General features: G+C 63.1%; 13 protein-coding genes. 10 read left to right on the forward strand and 3 right to left on the reverse strand.

What is annotated here, in order from left to right; all coding sequences use genetic code 11:
* Positions 1–48 precede the first annotated feature (48 nt).
* The 3 genes from VF515_16375 to VF515_16385 all read left to right on the forward strand — a co-directional run bounded on the left by VF515_16375 (position 49) and on the right by VF515_16385 (position 1,743).
* The gene (locus VF515_16375; protein ID HEX7409207.1) at positions 49–330 is read left to right on the forward strand and encodes a hypothetical protein; all 282 of its coding nucleotides are present in this window, start codon (positions 49–51) and stop codon (positions 328–330) included.
* A gap of 15 nt (positions 331–345) precedes the next feature.
* Complete coding sequence (locus VF515_16380) at positions 346–777, forward strand: NFACT RNA binding domain-containing protein (protein HEX7409208.1); 432 nt, start codon at positions 346–348, stop codon at positions 775–777.
* Between the two features lie 207 nt (positions 778–984).
* The gene (locus tag VF515_16385) at positions 985–1,743 is read left to right on the forward strand and encodes a type 1 glutamine amidotransferase domain-containing protein (GenBank protein HEX7409209.1); all 759 of its coding nucleotides are present in this window, start codon (positions 985–987) and stop codon (positions 1,741–1,743) included.
* 109 nt (positions 1,744–1,852) lie between these two features.
* Here VF515_16385 and VF515_16390 read toward each other — a convergent pair whose 3' ends face one another.
* The 3 genes from VF515_16390 to VF515_16400 are packed head-to-tail and all read right to left on the reverse strand — an operon-like array spanning position 1,853 to position 7,399.
* On the reverse strand, positions 1,853–3,163 hold the full coding sequence (locus VF515_16390) for a TolC family protein (protein HEX7409210.1): 1,311 nt from the start codon (positions 3,161–3,163) through the stop codon (positions 1,853–1,855).
* Complete coding sequence (locus tag VF515_16395) at positions 3,156–6,242, reverse strand: CusA/CzcA family heavy metal efflux RND transporter (protein HEX7409211.1); 3,087 nt, start codon at positions 6,240–6,242, stop codon at positions 3,156–3,158. Before VF515_16395 ends, VF515_16390 begins: the two co-directional genes overlap by 8 nt.
* A 5-nt stretch (positions 6,243–6,247) precedes the next feature.
* Positions 6,248–7,399, reverse strand: a complete 1,152-nt coding sequence (locus VF515_16400; GenBank protein ID HEX7409212.1) for an efflux RND transporter periplasmic adaptor subunit — start codon at positions 7,397–7,399, stop codon at positions 6,248–6,250.
* 350 nt (positions 7,400–7,749) lie between these two features.
* Here VF515_16400 and VF515_16405 point away from each other — a divergent pair, with 350 nt between their 5' ends.
* From VF515_16405 to VF515_16435, 7 genes are all read left to right on the forward strand, one after another.
* A complete protein-coding gene (locus VF515_16405) occupies positions 7,750–9,273 on the forward strand; it encodes an ATP-binding protein (GenBank protein HEX7409213.1) in 1,524 nt (507 codons plus the stop codon).
* Between the two features lie 13 nt (positions 9,274–9,286).
* A complete protein-coding gene (locus tag VF515_16410; GenBank protein ID HEX7409214.1) occupies positions 9,287–10,642 on the forward strand; it encodes a sigma-54 dependent transcriptional regulator in 1,356 nt (451 codons plus the stop codon).
* 79 nt (positions 10,643–10,721) lie between these two features.
* Complete coding sequence (locus tag VF515_16415) at positions 10,722–11,723, forward strand: glycosyltransferase (protein HEX7409215.1); 1,002 nt, start codon at positions 10,722–10,724, stop codon at positions 11,721–11,723.
* A 5-nt stretch (positions 11,724–11,728) separates the two neighbouring features.
* Entirely contained in the window at positions 11,729–12,652 is a 924-nt protein-coding gene (locus VF515_16420) for a formyltransferase (GenBank protein ID HEX7409216.1), read from the forward strand.
* A complete protein-coding gene (locus tag VF515_16425; protein ID HEX7409217.1) occupies positions 12,649–13,608 on the forward strand; it encodes an NAD-dependent epimerase/dehydratase family protein in 960 nt (319 codons plus the stop codon). The genes VF515_16420 and VF515_16425 overlap by 4 nt, the downstream gene beginning before the upstream one ends.
* 2 nt (positions 13,609–13,610) lie before the next feature.
* The gene (locus VF515_16430; GenBank protein ID HEX7409218.1) at positions 13,611–14,504 is read left to right on the forward strand and encodes a polysaccharide deacetylase family protein; all 894 of its coding nucleotides are present in this window, start codon (positions 13,611–13,613) and stop codon (positions 14,502–14,504) included.
* A complete protein-coding gene (locus VF515_16435) occupies positions 14,501–16,213 on the forward strand; it encodes a phospholipid carrier-dependent glycosyltransferase (GenBank protein ID HEX7409219.1) in 1,713 nt (570 codons plus the stop codon). The genes VF515_16430 and VF515_16435 overlap by 4 nt, the downstream gene beginning before the upstream one ends.
* Positions 16,214–16,221 lie beyond the last annotated feature (8 nt).

The raw sequence follows: 16,221 nt of genomic DNA on the forward strand, positions 1-16,221 counted from the left end.
GGATAGCGGAAACACCCTCTTACGTTAGCAGTGCTTGAAGCGACCTCGATGGCCTTGGTGCACCCGGAGATATTCGACGACAAAGAGGTGGCGATGGTCTATGTCGCCGGTCGCTTGAAGGAAGGTAAGCGGGTCGAGCAAGTCTTGTCGGACAACGCCATCGACTACGCCGTCGACATCGAACCGTTTCAGGGCCGCGTGCTCGGCATTCTTCCGGTAGAGTACGAAGGTATCGGGTTCTACGTCCTCTCTGATCAGGCAGAATTCTGCCGTCGTGTGCTGCGCGAGGCGGATCTGGTACAGGGCCTGGTGGAGGAAACTCTTGATTGAGGCGGCTAGGCTCCAGTGAGTAAGTGCAAACAGATCGCACCGACCCGCGATCGCCGTCCACGACTGATCGAGTATACGTTGCCGGGGGGATGGAAAGTCTTGGCCGGTCGTACCGATGCCGACAACGATTACGTTAGCCTCACGGTCGCCAGACCTGACGATTGGTGGTTTCACGTTCGCGGGATGCCCGGCAGTCATGTCATCCTCCAGTGCCCGCCGGGCGCAGAGCCCGATCGCGAAACACTCAAACGCGCCGCCGCGGTGGCGGCGTACCATAGCAAAGCTCGGGAAGCCGGTGTCGTGGCGGTCTCGTGCACGCGAGCCCGTTACGTAACCAAGCCCCGCGGCGCGCCAGTGGGCACCGTGCAGATCCGCAAGGAAGTTGTGCTGAAGGTCCGCCCGGCCCCGGGCGAAGCGGTGGCAGCGGATGCGAACGATCCAGCTTAACCCGCTCCTGCGGTGGAGGCGCTTGCGCTGGCTGGATTGAGGCTGACTGGACGGCTCGTTGGGCGCCATGCGCAATCCCTGACTAGACATTCCGCTGGTTGATTACGCTTGCACGTGACCCGTGACCCGTTGACCGCAAAGGCGCACACCTCGTAGACTGCATTCATGGCGGGTGCGGCAATCCCAGTGCCATAGGAGGCTGTCCGCATGGCCGGCGTACTAATTCCTCTACCGGATCGTGATTTCGACGTGACCGAGGTTGCCGTTCCGTGGCGTCTGCTCACACGGGCCGGACATTCCGTGGTCTTCTGCACCGAACAAGGGGGCGTTCCGCCACAAGCCGATCCGCTGCTGCTCACTGGCGTCATCTTCGGCCAGCTCGGGGCGGAGAAGGAAGCATGCGCTTTCTACCGCGAGTTGGAGCAGGCCCCGGAATTCCGCCGCCCCGTATCGTGGGAGGCCATCGACTTCTCCGACTATGACGGGCTGCTCCTACCGGGCGGCCACGCCCCCGGCATGCGCCAGTATCTGGGGTCAGCCCGGCTCCAGGGGCGGGTCGCCGCATTCTTCACGCAGGGACGGCCGGTCGGCGCGATCTGCCACGGAGTGTTGCTGCTTGCCCGGAGCAAGGATCCGTCCACCGGGAAAAGCGTCCTCTACGAAAGAACCACGACGTGCCTGACCAAATACCAAGAGCGGTCCGCCTACCTGATGACTTTCTGGAAGCTGGGGCGCTACTACCGCACTTACGCAGCGTACGTTGAAGATGAGGTCAAGTCGGTGCTCAGCGATCCGGCCCGACAATTCCGGCGTGGGCCGTTGGCCTTCACACGCCGGGACAGTGCGACCGACTCCAGCCGGGCTTTCGTGGTGGTGGATGGATACTATGTGTCCGCACGCTGGCCGGGCGATGCTTATACCTTCGCCCGCGCGTTCCAGCGCTTGCTTGAGCAGCACGTACGCTGACATCGATCCAGAATATGCACGTACGCCTGGCTACACCGGAGCAAGTCAATGCCTGGGCTCCCGAGGTGTTTCACCCGGATGAGTGGACCAAACTAAAGGGCGGAGAGGTTCACTCGTTCGTGAGGTCCTTACCAATCGCCTTTTCCAGCGCGTCGAGACTGGAGCGGGCAGCGAAGACGGTGTCGAGGTAATCGGTCTGGGTGGATGTGTAGGTACGCTCCGCGTCGAGCAGTTCCAGCAGCGAGGCGCCGCCGATGCGGTAGGATTTTTCGGCAGCGTCCACGGTGAGCTTGGCGTGGTCGAGGTAGCCGCTCTCGAACGTGTGCCACAGGCGGCGCGCCGATTGGTAGCGTTCTACGGCGCCGGCAACTTCTTGCGCGATGTCCAGCCGTAACCGCTTGAGGTCCATCTCGGCTTGCCGGACACCGACTCCCGCCTTGGCGATTTCGGCTTGGTTCTGGTTCAGCAGGGGCAGCGGCAGACTGAAGCCGAGTCCCAGTGCGTTACGGTTGTCGCCGGAAATGACGAACTGGCTGTGCGTATAGTCCAGCCCGACGGTCACGTCGGGATAGCGTTCCCGCCGCGCCAAGGTAAGAGCGATCTCCGCCTGATCGCGCGTGCGCTGCAAGGCGAGCAGGTCAGGACGATTCTCCATCGCCAGGTTCAGTACCTGGGCGCTGTCGACCTCGACGTCCGGCGCGCTCAGCCTGCCCGTGGCCTGTACCGCCCGCTCGCCACCGATCAAGCGGCCGAGCAACTGCCGGCGCTCGGCCAACGTGCGGCGCGCCTCTTCCTCTTCAGTCAGGCGCTTCAAATTCTCCAGCTCGATCTTGCGGAACTCAACTTCGGAAATGTCGCCGGTGCGAAAGCGCCGCTCGTTCAGCTCCACGATCTTCTGATAGCGCTCCCGGTTCGCCGAGGTGAATTCGAACAGCCGCGCATCGTGCAAGACGCCATAGAAGGCGTCCTTCACGGTGGAACGCAGCTGCCGCAGCACATCGTGCTCCTGTTCCTTCGCGACGGCAACGCCGGCCTCGGCACCTTCGATACGCAAGCGCCGCTTGCCCCACAGCACCAACGGCTGATCGAGGCGAACGGCGGCGCCGATCGTCTGACCGACCGACAATCCCGGCGGCGTTGTCCGCCCCACCGGGATGTCATCGGTATCCACGCTGAACGTCGGGTTCGCGTAACGCCGCGCAGCCAGGCGCTGGGCTTCAGCCTGCGCGATCTGCAACCGGGCCGCCAACGTGTCCGGATTCTGCTTTTCGAGCAGCTCCAAGGCCTCAGGCAAGGTGACGCGTTCCGGCACCTGCTGGTCAGCGACAGCCGGCGAACACACGCACCAGAGTGTAACCCCCAGGACAACACCGCAAACGAATCGGCGCTTGCCTCCCGACTGATCTCTCCCCTCACCCATTTCCCAGCCTCGCCCCGTCGTGCTCCGGTTGATGCCCGGAGACCCACATATATGCCGCCGGCAGGACCAACAGCGTCAGCAGCGTTGCCGAGATAAGGCCGCCGATCACGACGATGGCCAACGGACGTTGCACCTCGGCGCCGATGGCGTGCGACAGGGCCGCCGGCAGGAAGCCGAAGATCGCCAGCAGCCCGGTCATCAACACCGGCCGCAGCCGCACTTGCGCACCCTGCACCACGGCATCACGCAACGGCAGTCCCTGGCGGCGTAAGTCGTTGAAATAGGCGACCAGCAACACGCCGTTGAGGACAGCGACTCCAAAGAGGGAAATGAAGCCGACACCGGCGGAGATGCTGAAATGCGTACCGGTGATCAACAACGCGAAAATCCCGCCAATCAAGGCGAAGGGCACGTGGACCAGCACCAGGGCCGCATCCCGCACCGAATTGAAGCTGCCGAACAGCAAGATGAAGATAATGAAGATCACGGCGGGAACGATCAACTCGAGCCGCCGCATGGCGCGCTGCTGGTCTTCAAAACGGCCGCTCCACACCAGGCGGTAACCCTCCGGGAGCTGGACGCTTGCGGCCACTTTCCGCTGCGCCTCGGCCACCATTCCGCCCATGTCGCGCCCGCGCACGCTCCACTTCACGGCGACCCGGCGCTGGTTTTCTTCGCGTACGATCTGCGCGAAGCCGGAGGCCGTGTCGATGTGCGCCAGCTGCGCCAGCGGAATGCGCGCCCCACCCGGACTCGGCACCAGTAGGTTGGCCAGCCGCTCCGGTGACTGGCCGTCGCCATCGCTCAGCTTGACGACCAAGGGGAAGCGGCGCTCGCCCTCGAGTATGTCGGACACCCGCTTGCCCGCCGTCGCCGTCTCGATGGCGTCCTGCACATCGGTCACCGTGATCCCGTAACGGTTCGCCTGCTCGCGGTCGATGGGGATGCGCAATTGCGGCTGCCCGGTCAAATGATCGTAGTCGAGGTCGTGCACGCCCTTGATCTTCGCCAACACCTGCGTGATGGCTTCAGCCTTCTCCTGCAGCACATTCAAGTCCGGGCCGAACACCTTGATTGACAACTCGCCTTTCACACCGGACATGGCCTCGTCGACGTTGTCCTTGATCGGCTGGGAGAAGTTGAACGTCACGCCGGGGAAAATCGCGAGCCGGTCGGTCATGGCGTCGATGAGGGCATTCTTATCGTGCGTGGTGGTCCACTGCTCCCGAGGTTTCAGCCCGACGTACAACTCCGCGTTGTCGGGCCCGTTCGGATCCGTCCCGTCATCAGGCGAGCCGAGCTGCGAAACGACCGTGCGCACCTCAGGGAACTTCAGCACAATATCCCGCATCTGTCTGACATACCGCTCCGCGCCTTCGAGCGAGATGCCGATGGGAAGCTTGGCGCGCACCCAGATATCGCCTTCGTCCAACTCGGGAAGGAATTCGCTGCCCAAAAACGGCACCGCGGAAAAGCTGAGCCCCAGCAGCGTCAGCGCGATCACCATGGTCAGCCGCGGGCGCTCCAGCGTCCAGTGCAAGCCGGGAACATAGAGGCGCCGCGCCCACCTCAGAATGGCGCTGTCGTGCTCGTCGGAAACGTGCCGTAGGGCAAACGAGCACAACACCGGAATGGTCGTCAGCGTCAGCACCAGCGCCCCGAGCAAGGCGAAACAGATCGTTGACGCCATGGGAATGAACATCTTCCCCTCGACGCGCTGGAAGAACAGGATCGGGAGGTACACGGTGATGATGATGAGGACGGAGAAGAAGATCGGCGACCCGACCTCGCGGGCGGCAGCATAGATCGTCGGCCGGATGCGGGCGCCGGCCACGTGGTGGACGGCGAGATGGCGATAGATGTTCTCCACCATCACCACGGCGCCGTCGACGATGATGCCGAAGTCGATGGCGCCGATGGAGAGGAGGTTGGCGGAGATGCCGCGCACGTCCATGCAGGCGAAGGCGAACAGCAGTGACAGCGGGATGGTGAGCGCGACGATGAGCGCGCTGCGGATGTTGCCGAGGAACAGCATCAGAATGACGCTGACGAAGAGCGCGCCTTTGAGCAGGTTCTCTTCCACCGTGCGCACGGTGGTGTGCACCAGATGGCTGCGGTCGTAATACGGCTGAATGGTCACACCGGCAGGCAGGATGTCGCGCAACTCGGCCAGCTTGGCTTCGACACGCTGCAGCACCACCGATGCGTTCTCGCCTTTGCGCATGAGGACGATGCCTTGTACGAGATCGTCATCGTGGTCGCGGCCGAGAATGCCGAGACGGATGGCGTGGCCGATGGCGGCGTGGCCGATGTCCTTGACACGAATCGGTGTGCCGTCATGCGCAGCGACGACGACGTTGTCGATATCCGTGGTGGACTCCAGCAAGCCGAGACCACGCACCATGTAGGCATAGTCGCCCTGCGGGATGTAGCTGCCGCCGGCATTGGCGTTGCTGGCCGCCAGCGCGTCGAATACCTGCTTGAAGGTGAGGTCGTGCTGCTTGAGCTTCGCCGGATCGAGCAGGACCTGGTATTGTTTGAGCCCGCCGCCCCAGCTGACGACATCCACCACCCCGGGGACTTGGCGAAAGCGGCGTTCGAGCACCCAATCCTGCAGCGCCTTCAGCTCCACCAGGCTCAAGGTGTCGCTCTTGATCGTGTAGCGCAGGATCTCACCGATCGATCCGCTCAGCGGCCCGAGGTCCGGATCGACGCCGGGCGGCAAGGACGCGAGATGGATGCGTTCCAAGACCTGCTGGCGCGCGAAGTAATCGTCAGTCCCATCTTCGAAAATGGCCCGCACGACGGAGAGGCCGAAGATCGAGGTCGAGCGCACCGCGGTCAGGTGCGGCGTGCCGTTGATCTCGTTCTCTATGGGGATGGTCACGAACTTCTCGACCTCCTCCGCGGCATGCCCAGGGAACAAAGTGATGATCTGCACCTGGACGTCCGACAACTCGGGGTAGGCTTCGATGGGCAAGCGGGTGAAGGCAAGCACGCCCCAGCCCACCAGCAAGATAGTGAGCGCGGTGACCACGAACCGTTGCTCGAGAGAGAACGCGATGAGGCGGTTGATCATCGCAGCTAACTGTTGGCCTGGCGCTCCGCCTCGGCCTTGAGCAGGATGGAGCCTTCGGTCACCACACGGTCTTCAGCGGAAAGACCCTCGGTGATGATGATCCGGCCCTCCGATCTGGCGCCCAAGGTCACGCGGCGACGGATGAACCGACTGTCCGCCACCGCCACGAACACGTACGGCTGGTCCGACCCTTCGCCATGGACCGCGGCGAGCGGGGCAGTGAGCACGGTGCTGTTGCCTTCGGTGCGAATGGTCGCGGTGACGAACATCTCCGGCTTGAGGAGCAGCCCGCGATTGTCAACCGTGAGCCGCACCTTCACCGTCCGGCTGGTGGGATCCACGGTGTCGCCGACGTAATCGATGTGTCCCTGGAAGTGTTCCTGAGGCCAGGCGGCGGCTTGGACGTTGACCTCTTCGCCGGCACGGATCAACGGCAGGTCCTTTTCGTACACGTCGGCGGTCACCCACAGCTCACCGAGGTCTGCCAGCACGTACAGCCGCTGTGCGGGATCGCCGCCCACCATCTGCCCCAACGTCAGCGTGCGCTCCACGACCGTGCCGCGGATGGGTGCGCTCAGGTTGAATTGCGACTGCACATGCAGGGCATCGAGGGGCCGATCGAGCTCCGCATCCGTCAGGCCGAGTGAGAGCAGGCGTTCGCGCGTGCGGCGCGCATCGGTCTTCGCTTTCAAATATTCGTCTTCGGCCTTCTGAACATCCTTGCGCGCCATGGCCTTGGCATCCCACAACTGCCGAGCCAGGTCATGCGTCCGCTGGGCAAGAAGCAGATCGGCACGCGCTTTGATGAACTCTGACGAGGCGGCGCCCACGTCCGGGCTGTCGATCACCGCCAGAACCTGCCCCGCCTCCACATGCTGCCCGGGACCGGCACGGATTGCGGTGACGCGCCCAACCAAGGGCGACGAGACGTAACTCAGCCGCTCCTGATTGAACCCAACTTTCCCGGAGGTGCGAACGGTGATGGTCTCGACCCTGGCATCCACAGACTCGATGCGGATCTGCCCGCTGCGTAACAGTTCCTCACTCAGGCGCAGCTCGCCAGGCACACGGGCGCCGCCACTGTTGCCGCTGACGTCGGCCTCGTGGCAGCCCAGAAGGCACGCGACGAAGATGATCCACACTCCCAGAGTTCTCATATGCAAAAGTGCGCTTAGGTTGGGTGAACGGCACGAAGACACCACACTCAGTTCAAGCAAGCCACATTCCACCCAATCCGAAGCTCGGCGCCAGCAACAAACGAACCTAGTCTTGGCAAATCATACTCTTGCGACGCCGGGCGGCGTCTCGTTATATTGACAGCCTGTCTTGATTTCATGACATCAAGCGGCGAAGATGGTTAGCCCGTGATTCAGGTAAATGGTTTTGTTCAAGTCTCATGGCTGTCATCGCAGCGCGACAGGCGCGTTCCGCGCCGCCGGCACGCTACAATTAGCTCTAGTACGTTCCATTGGGTATGGGCGTTGCAGGACATCGTTCCGAATTTCCCATGTTAGGCAAGCTTGCCACGTTTGTTGATGCCTCCATCGGTCGGCGCCTCGCGCTCGGCATGAGCACGATGTTACTGGCGGTGCTGGCGGTTTCCACTGTGTTTTTTGTTCGTGCCGAGCGCCGCGAGATGGAGGAGATCCTCGCCGAGAAAGGGAAGACGGCGATCAACATCACGAGTCCGCGGATCGCTCGCTTCCTCACCACGGGAAACGAGCGGGCCATCGCCGATGAGCTGGCTCCCGTGATCGAGGACCGTGATTTCGACTACGCCTACGTCTTTGACGAGACGCACGTGCTCGCGGAAGCCAGCGATCCAGGCATGTCCCGGGGCTCGCAAATCTTGCTCCCGCCACTCACTAGTCTACGGCCGCGACACTCCATCGTGCGCGTAGCCGACAATTACATGGAGGTCTTGACCCCGATCATCGTGGACGGAAAGACCGTTGCGGGGCTGGGGCTCGGGGTGTCGCTCGATCTCCTGACACGGCAGGGGCAACGGATTCGCCTCCGCCTGCTTCTGGTGACCGCCGGGCTGATGACGACTGCCCTGGCGTTCATCTACTGGTGGACACAGAAGACCGTGCAGCCTCTGCTGGAGCTGACCCGCAGCGCAGAACGTCTTTCGGAAGGCGATCTGAGCGTACGCGTGCCGGTCTCCGGCCCGGACGAGGTCGGCACACTGGCCGCCACTTTCAATCACCTCGCCCTCTCTCTCGAGCGCACATTGCAGGAGAAGGACGGCGCCTTGCACGAAGCCAATCGCCTCTACCGCAACCTCAAGATCGCGCGCGCACGCTTGGGGCAAGCCGAGCGCCTGAGCGCCGTCGGCATGCTGGCGGCTGGAATCTCGCACGAATTGAACAATCCGCTCGGCATCATCCTCTCCACCGCCGGCAACTTGCGCGAGGGGCTGGGCACCGACAGCCCCTGGGCGGAGGATGCCGCCATCATCGAGGGTGAAACCCAGCGCTGCCGGCGCATCATCCAGGGCCTGCTGAACTTCGCCGCCAGCGGCGAGAGTCATCCGCTGGAGGTGGATGTGAACGCGCTGCTGCGGGAAACCTTCGCCTTGGCCGTACACGATGCGCGGGCCCGTGGGCTCAGCGCCGAGTGGGCATTAGACCCCCAACTCCCTCCACTCTGGGTGGACCCGCGACAAATGCAGCAGGTCTTCCTCAATCTGCTGTTGAACGCCGCCGATGCCATGGAGGGGTCCGGTGTGGTCCGAATGCACACGGCAGAATCGATCGAAGGAGGCCGCCGCCGGGCCGTGATTCAGTTTCGCGACCACGGATGCGGCATTGATCCCGCGGACCTCGACCACATCTTCGACCCATTTTACACCACCAAGAAAGGCGGGGCTGGGTTCGGACTCGGCCTTGCGGTCAGTTACGGCATCATCACCTCATACGGGGGCGAAATCTCGGTGACGTCGGATCTTGGCCGTGGCAGCGTGTTCACCATCGTTCTCCCGGCGCAACGCGACTCGGCCCGTGCGGAAGCAACCAGTCAGGTGAGATGACATGCGTTGCTCGATGCTCATACTCGATGACGAGATCAACTTGTGCCGCTCGCTCAGCCGCGCGCTGCAGCGTGATGATCTTCACGTCGATGCGTTTACCAGCCCGGCGGAAGCGGTCGAGGCACTGAGCCGCAACTCCTACGCCTTGGCGCTGGTGGACCTGCTCATGCCCGACATGGGCGGATTGGACTTCCTGCGGGAGGTGCGCCGGCTCAGCCCGGACACCGTCGTGGTCATCATGACGGCGTACGCCACTATTCAGACAGCGGTCGAAGCCATGCGCTCCGGGGCCTTCGACTACTTGCAAAAGCCGTTTACCAATGAGGAGGCCCGCCAACACGTGGACCGGGCGGCGCAGCATTTCCAGCTGCTGCAGGAAAACCGCAACCTGCGCGGCCAACTCGCCAGCCGCTACGGCATGAGCAACATCGTCGGCGTCAGCAAGCCCATGCAAGAAGTGTTTCGTGTCGTCGAACGCGTTGCCAACTCCAGCGCTACCGTGCTGATCACCGGCGACAGCGGCACGGGCAAAGAACTCATCGCCCGCGCGCTCCATACGCAGTCGGGACGCAGCACCGGACCGTTCGTGGCCATCAACTGCGGCGCCATCCCTTCGGAGCTGCTCGAGAGCGAACTCTTCGGATACGAAAAGGGGGCCTTCACCGGCGCCCACAGCAGCAAAAAGGGGCTGGTGGAGCAAGCCGACGGCGGGACCTTGTTCCTCGATGAGGTGAGCGAGCTGCTGCCGCGCCTGCAGGTCAAGCTGTTACGCGTCCTGCAGGAGCGCGAATTGCAGCGTGTCGGCGGCGACCGCGCCATCAAGGTTGATATCCGGGTTATTGCCGCCACCAACGCCGACTTGACGGAACGCATCCGCAGCGGGGACTTTCGTTCCGACCTCTTTTACCGGCTCAACGTCATCTCCGTACGCATCCCGCCGCTGCGCGAACGGGTCGATGACATCCTACCGTTGGCGCATCATTTTCTCCGCAAGTACGACAACCCGAATCGCATCACGGGATTCGATGCCGTCACCGCGCAGATCCTGCGCCGCTACCCATGGCCGGGCAACGTCCGTGAACTGGAAAATGTGATCGAGCGCGCCACGCTGCTGGCCAAGGGGGAGGAAGTCACCGCGGCGGACCTGCCACCTGAATTGCACGCCGGGGTGGAGGTCGACCGTTCAGCTCCCGCCGGCAAGAGCCTGAGTGCCGCGCGCGAAGACTTCGAGCGCTATTTCATCCTGGAATGCCTGCGGCGCCACCACGGCAACGTCAGCCAGGCGGCCCGAGAGGCCGGCCTCCATCGGCAGAATTTCTACCAAAAGCTGCACAAGTACGGCATCCAGCGCAAAGATTACATGATGTAAGTCGGCCTACGATTTGAATTCCGGCGGGCTTTATGGTTTGTGGTTCGCTGTAAGTATTCGCCCGCCCGAGGACACATTGGTGCCGAACGTCCCATCACTGCCCCGCGCCCAGGCGCCCGTCGGAGATCCCGCCTCCGAACCAACCCCTGGGGCCGTAGCCATCTCCGTCGTCATTCCCATATTCAACGAAGCGGATAACCTGGAGCTGTTGCACAAGCGACTGACGCAGACGCTGGTGCAGCTCGGTCGCCCGTACGAGGTCTGGTACGTTGATGACGGCAGCCGTGACGGGTCGATCGATATTCTGCGTTCGTTCGCCTCTGCCGACAGCCGGGTCGCCGTCATCGAACTCACCCGCAATTTCGGGCAGCACGCGGCCGTCCTCGCCGGCTTCGCCGCCGCGCGGGGAGACATCGTGATCACGCTGGACGGCGATCTGCAGAACCCGCCCGAGGAGATTCCCCGGCTGGTGGCCAAGCTGGAAGAAGGATACGAAGTGGTCGGCGGCTGGCGCGAGCACCGTCACGACCCCGCCTACCGGCGTGCGGCTTCGGATCTGATCAACCATCTCACGTCGCTCACCGTGGGCGTCAAGATGAACGACTACGGCTGCATGTTGCGCGCCTATCAGCGCGGCATCGTGCGGCAGATCATCGAGTGTGACGAACGGTCCAGCTTCATCCCGGCATTGGCCAACTCGCTCGCCAAGCGCACGGCCGAGATCGAAGTGGGGCACTCGGACCGATGGAGCGGAAGCTCCAAGTACAGTTTGCTGAAGCTCATGCGGCTGTCGTTCGATCTGATCACCGGATTTTCGCTTCTGCCGATCCAGATGGTGAGCCTCCTGGGCATCATCGTCGCCATGGCCGGCATGGGGTTCGGCGTCTTCTTACTGGTGCGGCGCCTGTTCGTCGGCCCGGAGAGCGAAGGGGTCTTTACTTTGTTCGCCATCCTGTTCGTCTTCATCGGCGTCTTGATCCTGGCCGTCGGCATGGTGGGCGAGTATGTCGGCCGCATCTATCTCGAGGTGCGCCGGCGGCCAACCTATCGCATTCGGGCAATACATCAGCGCGCCCGGTGAACGTGATGCGTTCGGTAGTGTTTGCGTACCACGATATCGGTTGCGTCTGTCTGCAGGAACTCCTGAATGGCGGGGCAACTGTCGCCGCGGTCATCACGCATGAAGACGACCCGAAGGAGGAGGTCTGGTTCCGCTCGGTCCGCCAGCTGGCGGAAGCACATGGAGTGCCGGTGTTTGCGCCTGACAACGTCAACACGCCCGAATGGGTCGGCCGGATCGCCGCGTCGCAGCCCGATTTTCTCTTCTCGTTCTATTACCGCAAGATCCTCGGCAAGGAGATCCTCGCGCTCCCCTCACGTGGGGCGCTCAACCTGCATGGATCGCTGCTGCCCAAGTACCGCGGCCGGTGCCCGGTGAACTGGGTGCTCATCCACGACGAGCGCGAAACCGGCGTGACCCTGCACTACATGGAAGAGAAGCCCGATCGCGGCGACATCGTGGCGCAGCGCGCCGTGCCGATCACGGACGAGGACACCGCGCTGACGCTGTTTCACAAGATGACCGATGCCGCCGCGGCCTTGATGCGGGAGACGTACCCGTTGCTGTGCGCGGGGCACGCTCCGCGCCGGCCGCAGGAGCACGCGCTGGCCAGTTACTTCGGGGGCCGCAAGCCGGAGGATGGTCGCATCGACTGGGCGCAACCGGCTCGGGCGGTCTTCAATTTGGTGCGTGCGGTCACCCACCCCTACCCCGGCGCTTTCACTACGTGGCAAGGTCAACGACTGTACGTCTGGGAAGCGCATCCGCTACCCGGAGCAAATCGCGTGGCGCCAGCGGGGACGGTGGTGTCGACTCAACCCGAGTTGCAGGTCCAAACGGGAACCGGCTCCGTCCGGTTGACTCGTATTCAGCTCGGCGACGACCCCGAACTGCTGGGAGCAGACTGGGCTCGGCGCTATGGGATCAAAGAAGGAGTGCGCTTCATATGAAGGTGTTGATTACTGGCGGCGGCGGATTCGTGGGCTCGCATCTGGCCGATGCGTTACTCGCGCGCGGAGACGATGTCTCCATTCTCGACATGGGAACGGTGAAGAAGGTGCGCCACCTGATGGGCAATCCCGCGTTCCATTACATTCGCGACAGCGTCCTCAACCTGGAGATCTTGGAGGGGCTCATCGCCAAGTCCGACCTCGTCTACCATCTGGCCGCGGTCGTCGGGGTGGAATACTACGTCGGCGACCCATACGAGGTCCTCAACGTCAATGTGAACGGCACACAAAACGTCCTCAAGCTGGCCTTCAAGCACCAGAAGAAGGTTGTGTTCAGCTCCACCTCCGAGGTCTATGGGCGCAACCCCAAGGTGCCCTGGCAAGAAGAGGATGATCGCGTGCTCGGCTCAACGCGGATCGACCGCTGGTGTTACTCCACCTCGAAGGCCGTCGGCGAACACTTCTGCTTCGCCTACCATCGCATGGGGCTGCCGGTCACCATCACCCGCTACTTCAACGTCTACGGACCGCGTCTCGACCAGCTCGACGTCGGCCGCATCATCACCATTTTCATGGGGCAGGTGTTGCGCAACGAACCGCTGACGGTCATCGGGGACGGCACCCAAACCCGCTGCTTCACGTACATCGACGACGCGATACGGGCAACGATAGCGGCCGGTGTCGCGCCAGGCACCGACGGGGAGGTGTTCAACATCGGCACCGCCGTCGAAACCAGCATCGCCGACTTGGCCCGTCTGATGATCGAGATCGCTGGCGCCAAGTCGACGCTCAAGTTCGTGTCGCAAGAATCGGTATACGGCTCCAGCTACGAAGACATTCCCCGCCGCGTGCCCGATACCACCAAGACGGAGAAGGTGTTGGGCGTGCTGGCCAATACCTCCCTGCGGGAGGGCCTGGCGCGCACGATCGAGTGGTTCCGTAGCACTTCACTATAGCCGTGAGTGCGATTCAGCTGGCATTGAAAGTTGACGTGTGCACCCACGCCGGCATGAAGCACGGCGTGCCTGCGCTCATGCGTCTGTTCGATGACTTCGGCATCCGCGCCAGCTTTTTCGTGTCCTGCGGGCCGGATCACTCCGGACGCGCCATTCGACGCATCTTCCGCCGCGGCTTCCTGGCCAAGATGCGGCGCACCAGCGCCGTCAGCATGTATGGCTGGCGGACCATCCTCTATGGGACCCTCTTACCCGGCCCGCAGATCGCACGCTCGTGTCCGGACACCATGCGGACCCTCGCCCGCAGCGGCCACGAAATCGGCATGCACGGCTATGACCACGTCTATTGGCAGGACCGTTTACCCGGCTTGTCGGCAGCGGCGGTGCGGGCGGAAATCGAACGGGGACGCGCCGTCTTTCGCGAGGTGTTGGGTGAGGAGCCGCGGGCCTTCGGCGCGCCCGGATGGCAATGCACCCCGGCGAGCTTTGCCAGCGAGGACGCGGCGAACTTCGCTTACCACAGCGACACGCGCGGGTTTTCGCCGTTCATCCCCGAAATGGATGGGCAACGCTTTCGCACGCTGGAGATCCCCACGACGACACCGACACTGGATGAGACGTACGGTGAAGCCGGAACCACCGCACGCGAACTGACCGCCTTCTACCGGCGGCAATTCCATCCCGGCCTGAACGTGCACACGGTGCACGCCGAGATGGAGGGTATGCCGCACCTGCCGCTGCTCCGCGATCTGCTCGAGGCCGTGCGTGATGAGGCGCGATTCACGCGGCTGATCGATGTCGCCGAACAGATGGGCTCGGCACCGGTCGCGCCTGTGGTCGTGGGTCCGATCGCGGGACGGGCGGGGACAGTGGCCTGGCAAGAGCACACGCCATGAGTCACGTGGTCGTGCCCATGTCCGATGAGGGCATTTCCCTCGATGCCTTGACCTACCGAAGGGCGCTGCGCCTACCGCGCTGGGGGGTATGGACTTTCAGCCTCGCCATCGTGCTGACGTACTCGTGCCTTCTCGGTGGGTACGGCCTGGGTGAACCAGACGAACCGCGATACGCCGAGATCCCGCGGGAAATGATCGAGCTGGGCGATTGGGCCACCCCCCACCTGAACTACGTGAAGTATTTCGAGAAGCCCCCGTTCGTCTACTGGCTGACCGCCATCAATTTCACGGTGTTCGGCACCAGTGAATTTGTAGCGCGCTTGTGGCCGGCACTGTTCGGACTGATCGGCATCGTCATGGTGCAGCGGCTGGGGCGGTCGATGTACGGCGTGTGGACCGGCTACGCCGCGGCGGCGGTGCTGGCCGCCAGCCCGTTCTATTTCGGGCTGAGCCAGATATTGATCCTCGATATGCCACTGACGGCATTGATGACCCTCGCGCTCGGCGCATTTTGGTTTGCCTACCGCGGCGTCCGGCATCGGTGGGCGTTGGTGCTGCTCCTCTATGCCGCCACGGCATGTGCCGTATTGACGAAGGGGCCGGTGGCAGCGCTTTTGAATGGCGGCATCATCGTCGCCTTCCTGGTGCTGCGTAGCGAATGGTCAGCGTTGCGGTGGCTCCTGTCCCCGCTCGCCATCGTCCTGTTCGTGGTGATCACGCTGCCGTGGTTCATGCTGGTGAGCCAGCGCAACCCCGAATTCCTCAACTTCTTCATTGTCGACCAGCACCTGCGTCGCTTTCTCAGCCCGAACGAGCATCAGCAAGGCCCATGGTTTTTCATTCCGATCGTGTGGGGTGGCATGTTGCCGTGGAGCGGTTTCGTCCTGTTCGCTCCGAGCCTGCTCCGGCAATTCGTCGCTCGCCTGCTGCAGCGGCGCGTCTCCCCCGCCACGCTGTTCTGTGTTGTGTGGAGCGGTGTGATCTTCGCCTTTTTCAGCCTCTCCGGTTCCAAGCTCGCAACCTACATACTGCCGATGTTCTGCCCGTTGGCGATTCTGGCCGCGCGTTTCTTCCAGCGGGTCCTCGAAGAAGGCCAGGTGCAGGTCCTCGTCCGCGGATGTGTCGCCCTCCTCATCCTAGCGATCCTTGCAGCGCTAGGAGGAGCCGTTGCCGGCGCGGTCGTCGATCTGCCGCAGGCCGGGCTCATCGTCCCACGAACTTACCTCGGCGCATGCATCGTCGCGGGGTTTGCCGGCACAGCCCTCGTCCTGGTTCGCCGTCAGGCCTGCCAGGCCAGCTTTGTTGCATTGCTCTTGGGGATGCTGGCACTGCAAGCCGTTGCAATCAGCGGGCGTGAGGTCGTGCCGCAGTATCGGGCTTTAGGCATGGCTATTCGCCAGCAGGCACAGCCGCAGGATCAGGTCATCCTCTACAACCACTACGTCCAGGGCATCCCGTTCTATGCCGAACGGCGGGTCGTGGTGGTGGGTGGCCGTGGCGAGCTGGATTTTGGCAGCCACCAGGGCGATCAGAGCGCGTTCTTCTGGAACAGTGACCAATCGCTCTTGGATGCGTGGCAATCGCCTCGGCGCGTCTTTCTGGTCATCGACCGTCTGGAATTGGATCCGTTGCGGCCGCGGCTCGATCCTGCGCCTCGGCAAATCGCCGCCAAGGGCAAGAAGGTCGTGATCGTGAACTTTGCTCGTTAACCGAGGAG

The organism is Candidatus Binatia bacterium (assembly GCA_036382395.1).
Classification (GTDB): Bacteria; Desulfobacterota; Binatia; order HRBIN30; family HRBIN30; genus JAGDMS01.

What these genes read in the sequence shown, in the direction of transcription:
- VF515_16375 (HEX7409207.1), top strand. Translation starts at nt 49, where the DNA reads ATGGCCTTGGTGCACCCGGAGATATTCGACGACAAAGAGGTGGCGATG.
- VF515_16385 (HEX7409209.1), top strand. Translation starts at nt 985, where the DNA reads ATGGCCGGCGTACTAATTCCTCTACCGGATCGTGATTTCGACGTGACC.
- VF515_16390 (HEX7409210.1), bottom strand. Translation starts at nt 3,163, where the DNA reads ATGGGTGAGGGGAGAGATCAGTCGGGAGGCAAGCGCCGATTCGTTTGC.
- VF515_16395 (HEX7409211.1), bottom strand. Translation starts at nt 6,242, where the DNA reads ATGATCAACCGCCTCATCGCGTTCTCTCTCGAGCAACGGTTCGTGGTC.
- VF515_16400 (HEX7409212.1), bottom strand. Translation starts at nt 7,399, where the DNA reads ATGAGAACTCTGGGAGTGTGGATCATCTTCGTCGCGTGCCTTCTGGGC.
- VF515_16405 (HEX7409213.1), top strand. Translation starts at nt 7,750, where the DNA reads ATGTTAGGCAAGCTTGCCACGTTTGTTGATGCCTCCATCGGTCGGCGC.
- VF515_16410 (HEX7409214.1), top strand. Translation starts at nt 9,287, where the DNA reads ATGCTCATACTCGATGACGAGATCAACTTGTGCCGCTCGCTCAGCCGC.
- VF515_16420 (HEX7409216.1), top strand. Translation starts at nt 11,729, where the DNA reads ATGCGTTCGGTAGTGTTTGCGTACCACGATATCGGTTGCGTCTGTCTG.
- VF515_16425 (HEX7409217.1), top strand. Translation starts at nt 12,649, where the DNA reads ATGAAGGTGTTGATTACTGGCGGCGGCGGATTCGTGGGCTCGCATCTG.
- VF515_16435 (HEX7409219.1), top strand. Translation starts at nt 14,501, where the DNA reads ATGAGTCACGTGGTCGTGCCCATGTCCGATGAGGGCATTTCCCTCGAT.